This window comes from Hydrogenophaga sp. (assembly GCF_051007235.1).
Taxonomy (GTDB): Bacteria; Pseudomonadota; Gammaproteobacteria; order Burkholderiales; family Burkholderiaceae_C; genus Hydrogenophaga.
The window spans coordinates 1-4032 of sequence record NZ_JBPCSJ010000508.1 but is presented as its reverse complement, the minus strand read 5'-3'; the positions used below and the strand labels follow the sequence as shown (position 1 = coordinate 4032).

At 69.0% G+C, this 4032-nt stretch carries 3 protein-coding genes; all 3 read left to right on the top strand.

Annotation, left to right across the window (positions count from 1 at the left end; translation table 11 throughout):
* Positions 1 to 1729, top strand: a 1729-nt coding sequence (locus ACR2JA_RS17895; RefSeq protein WP_434010424.1) for a glycogen/starch/alpha-glucan phosphorylase, incomplete at its 5' end; no start/stop codon positions are given.
* A gap of 85 nt (positions 1730 to 1814) precedes the next feature.
* On the top strand, positions 1815 to 3302 hold the full coding sequence (locus tag ACR2JA_RS17890) for a sensor histidine kinase (protein ID WP_434010423.1): 1488 nt from the start codon (positions 1815 to 1817) through the stop codon (positions 3300 to 3302).
* The gene (locus tag ACR2JA_RS17885; protein WP_434010422.1) at positions 3299 to 3925 is read left to right on the top strand and encodes a response regulator transcription factor; all 627 of its coding nucleotides are present in this window, start codon (positions 3299 to 3301) and stop codon (positions 3923 to 3925) included. The genes ACR2JA_RS17890 and ACR2JA_RS17885 overlap by 4 nt, the downstream gene beginning before the upstream one ends.
* Positions 3926 to 4032: the final 107 nt, after the last annotated feature.

The window sequence follows — 4032 nt, the reverse complement described above, 5'->3', positions numbered from 1 at the left end:
CAGCGGTATCAACCTCGACGCCTTCAACAAGGGCGACTACATGCGCGCGGTGGAGGCCAAGAACCAGTCGGAAAACGTCTCGCGCGTGCTCTACCCGGACGACTCCACCGAGCACGGGAAGGAACTGCGCCTGCGCCAGGAGTACTTCTTCGTCAGCGCCTCGCTGCAAGACATCATCCGCCGCTACCTGAAGAACCACGGCAGCTTCGACCAGCTGGCCGACAAGGTGGCGATCCACCTCAACGACACCCACCCCGCGCTCGCCGTGCCCGAGCTCATGCGCATCCTGGTGGACGAGCACAAGCTCGAATGGGACAGCGCCTGGGGCCTCTGCCAGCGCATCTTCAGCTACACCAACCACACCCTGATGCAGGAAGCGCTGGAGACCTGGCCGGTGGAGCTGATGGGCCGCCTGCTGCCGCGCCACCTGCGCATCATTTACGACCTGAACGCGCGCTTCCTGGCCGAGGTGCACGACAAGTTCCCCGGCGACAACGACCTGCTGCGCCGCGTCTCGCTGATCGACGAACGCGGCCAGCGCCGCGTGCGCATGGCCTCGCTCTCGGTGCTGGCCAGCCACCAGGTCAACGGCGTCTCGGCCCTGCACAGCAACCTGATGGTGGAAACCATTTTTGCCGACTTTGCCAAGCTCTGGCCCGAGCGTTTCTGCAACAAGACCAACGGCATCACGCCGCGGCGCTGGCTGTCGCAGGCCAACCGCCCGCTCTCGACCCTGATCGACGCGCGCATCGGCAAGACCTGGCGCCGCCACCTCGACGAGCTCAGCGCACTGCGCCCGCTGGCCGATGACGCCGAGTTCCAGAACGCCTTCCGCCTGGCCAAGGCACAGAACAAGCAGCGCCTGGCCGAACGCATCGCCAAGGAAACCGGCATCGTCGTCAACCCCGACAGCCTGTTCGACGTGCAGATCAAGCGCATGCACGAGTACAAGCGCCAGCTGCTCAACGTGCTGCACGTGGTCACGCGCTACCAGCAGATCCTGGCCCACCCCAACGCCAACTGGGTGCCGCGCACCGTCATCTTCGGCGGCAAGGCAGCGTCGGCCTACTACATGGCCAAGCTCGTCATCAAGCTCATCAACGACGTGGCGCGCACGGTCAACAACGACAAGCGCATCGGCGACAAGCTCAAGGTCGTTTTCCTGCCGAACTACCGCGTCTCGCTGGCCGAGGTGATCATTCCTGCGGCCGATCTGTCGGAACAGATCTCCACCGCCGGCACCGAGGCCTCGGGCACCGGCAACATGAAGTTCGCCCTCAACGGCGCGCTGACCATCGGCACCTGGGACGGTGCCAACATCGAGATCGCCGAAAACGTGGGCCTGGACAACATCTTCATCTTCGGTCTGCGCACCGAGCAGGTAGCCGCCCTGCGTGCCAGCGGCTACAACCCGCGCCGTTACTACGACCACAACTACGACCTCAAAACCGCCATCGACCGCATCGCCGAAGGCGCCTTCAGCCCCGAAGAGCCGGGCCGCTTCCACGACATCACGCGCACCCTGCTCGAGTCGGACTACTACCTGCTGCTGGCCGACTACGCCGACTACATCGCCACCCAGCAGAAGGTCGACGAGCTCTACCGGCGCCCCAGCGAATGGACGCGCAAGGCCATCCTCAACGTCGCCGGCATGGGCGCCTTCTCATCGGACCGCACCATCCGCGAGTACGCCGACCAGATCTGGAACGTCAAGCCGCTGTTCGACTGAAGGATCAAGCCCCCACGCTCCGCCGCTGCGCGGGTCGCTGCATAGCGCCTGTCACCGGCGCGGGGTGCGTGCCAGAATCCGCCGCATGCGCAACACATGGTCTGGTTTGTGGTGGTGGGTCGGTGGGACCGTGGTCTCGCTGGCCGGGACGACGCTGCTCGCCCGCCAGTCGATCGACGAGCAAAGGGCACTGTTCGAGACCGACGCCCGCATCGTGCACCGCCTGCTGAGCCAGCAGGTCGTGCAGCACGATGCCATCCTCGACACCCTGGCGCTGTTGCAGCCCGGGCCGGACGGTGCCAGCGCCACGGCCCCCGAACAGCGCCTGCCAGCCCTCTACCCGCACATCCTCGCGGTGCAGCGGCGCGACCGTGGCACCGCCTGGCCCGACGCCGAGCTGGCCGACGCCGAGACACGCTCCCGCCAGAGCCGGCGCCCCGCGCTCGCCGGCCTGGACCTGGCCTCAGGCCGCTACCGCCTGGTGCTGGCGGCGGAGCCGGCAGCCTATGCACTGACCATCGACCTCCAGGGCATGGTGCCCTGGGGCGAGTGGCCGATGCCGAGGGCGACCAGCGCGGTGCAGGTGCGGCTCGAACACGCCGCCCAGTCGTTTGAACTGCAGCCCGGCAACGCCGCGGCGCTGTCGGCCGGCGGCGGCTGGCGCTTCGAGTTCCACAAACACCTCGCGGCGTCGAGCCAGCCGTTCGACGTGGTGGCCCGCCAGCAACTGGGCTGGTCGCACCTGCCCTGGGGCCGGATGCTGGGATGGGTGGCCTCGGTGGCCGGTGTGCTGGCGCTGCTGGCGCAATGGCTGCGCCAGCGCACCGCGCGCCGCCGCGCCGAAGAACTGCTGCGCCTGGGCCAGGTGGCGCGCCTGAACACGCTGGGCGAACTGGCCGCGGGCATGGCGCACGAACTCAACCAGCCGCTCACGGCCGTGCTGGCCAACACGCAGGCCGCGCAACGCTTGCTGGCCGACGATCCGCCCGAGCTCGACACCGCCCGCGGCGCGATGGCGCAGGCGGTGGCGCAAGCGCGCCGCGCGGCCGAGGTGGTGGGCCGTCTGCGCACCGCCGTCGAACGCCCGGCACACCGTGCCGACGCTGCGGCCAACGAAGGCGTGGTCGACCTTGCCGAAGCCGTGCGGCGCGCGCTGTACCTGCTCGAGCCCGAATGCCAGCGGCGCGGCGTGGGGCCGGCGCTGCAGGCGGCCGAAGCCGTGAACGTGCGCGCGGACCCGGTGGCCGTGGACCAGATCGTGCACAACCTGCTGATGAACGCGCTGCAGGCGATGGAAGGTGTCGATGCGGCGCGGCGCGCGCTGACGCTTTCGGTCGGCACTGCCGAAGGCCAGGGCGAACTGGCCGTCGCCGACCGCGGCCCCGGCATCGCGCCCGAAGCGCTGCCGCGCCTGTTCGAACCCTTCTTCTCCACCCGCGAAGGCGGCCTGGGCCTGGGCCTGCCGCTGTGCGAGACGCTGGCGCAGGGCATGGGCGGCTCGCTCACCGCGGCCAACCGCCCCGACGGCGGTGCGGTGTTCACGCTGCGCCTGCCGCTCAAGACCACCCCATGACCAGCCTCTCGCCCACCATCCACCTGATCGACGACGACGCGGCGGTGCGCGAGGGCCTGGCGCTGCTGATCGGCACCGTGGGCCTGCGCGTGACGACCTGGGCCGACCCGCAGGCCTTTCTGAGCGGCTTCGACCGCGAGGCCATCGGCGCCATCGTGCTGGACGTGCGCATGCCCGGCATCAGCGGCCTGACAGTGCTCGACACCCTGGTCGCGCAGGGCGTGGACCAGCCGGTGATCATGCTCACGGGTCACGGCACGGTGGACATGTGCCGCCGCGCCTTCAAAGCCGGCGCCGCCGAGTTCCTGGAGAAGCCGGTCAACGACGAACTGCTGATCGAGGCGCTGCAGAACGCGGTGCGCCAGCATGTGCGCTCGCGCGAGCGCCACCAGGCCGATCGCGCGGCGCGCGAGCGCTACGCGCAGCTGTCCGAGCGCGAACGCGAGGTGCTGGGTCTGATCGTGGCGGGCCTGACCAACAAGGAAATCGGCCGCGCGCTGGACCTCTCGCCGCGCACGGTCGAAACGCACCGAGCCAACCTGTTTGCCAAGCTGCAGGCAGAGTCACTGGCGCAGCTGATCCGGCGCTACGCGGCGCTGGTCGACGAGCACGACGCGCTCTGAGTCGGCCCTGCGGTTTTCGGCCGCTCCGTAGTTCTACGGAGCCTTTCGCGTAGGCCTCCGAATGGTGCGAACGGCCGCGAATTTCTACAGTTCTCCCACGGTTGATC